Below are 810 nucleotides of genomic sequence, written 5' to 3'. Positions count from 1 at the left end.
TTCACGGCCTTAGCATCAGAGGATTCGATATTGGGCGCTTCAAAGCGGGTACCGGAATATCAACCGGTTGTCCATCGACTACGCCTGTCGGCCTCGCCTTAGGTCCCGACTTACCCTGGGCAGATCAGCTTGACCCAGGAACCCTTAGTCAATCGGCGCACACGTTTCCCACGTGTGTATCGCTACTCATGCCTGCATTCTCACTCGTGAACCGTCCACAACTACCTTCCGGTGCTGCTTCACCCGGCACACGACGCTCCCCTACCCATCACAACACCCGTTAGGGCTCATGCTGCAATGACACGACTTCGGCGGTACGCTTGAGCCCCGCTACATTGTCGGCGCGGAATCACTTGACCAGTGAGCTATTACGCACTCTTTCAAGGGTGGCTGCTTCTAAGCCAACCTCCTGGTTGTCTCTGCGACTCCACATCCTTTCCCACTTAGCGTACGCTTAGGGGCCTTAGTCGATGCTCTGGGCTGTTTCCCTCTCGACCATGGAGCTTATCCCCCACAGTCTCACTGCCGCGCTCTCACTTACCGGCATTCGGAGTTTGGCTAAGGTCAGTAACCCGGTAGGGCCCATCGCCTATCCAGTGCTCTACCTCCGGCAAGAAACACACGACGCTGCACCTAAATGCATTTCGGGGAGAACCAGCTATCACGGAGTTTGATTGGCCTTTCACCCCTAACCACAGGTCATCCCCCAGGTTTTCAACCCTGGTGGGTTCGGTCCTCCACGAAGTCTTACCTCCGCTTCAACCTGCCCATGGCTAGATCACTCCGCTTCGGGTCTTGAGCGCGCTACTA

The 810-nt window shown here is 56.4% G+C and carries 1 rRNA gene; it reads right to left on the bottom strand.

The features are described from left to right. Window positions 1-810: ribosomal RNA gene (locus M1O15_RS31270) — 23S ribosomal RNA — on the bottom strand; the annotation flags it as partial.

Source organism: Streptomyces lichenis (assembly GCF_023218175.1).
GTDB lineage: Bacteria > Actinomycetota > Actinomycetes > Streptomycetales > Streptomycetaceae > Streptomyces > Streptomyces lichenis.
The sequence above is the reverse complement of the archived record's forward strand: the minus strand, read 5'-3'. Positions and strand labels throughout refer to the sequence as shown.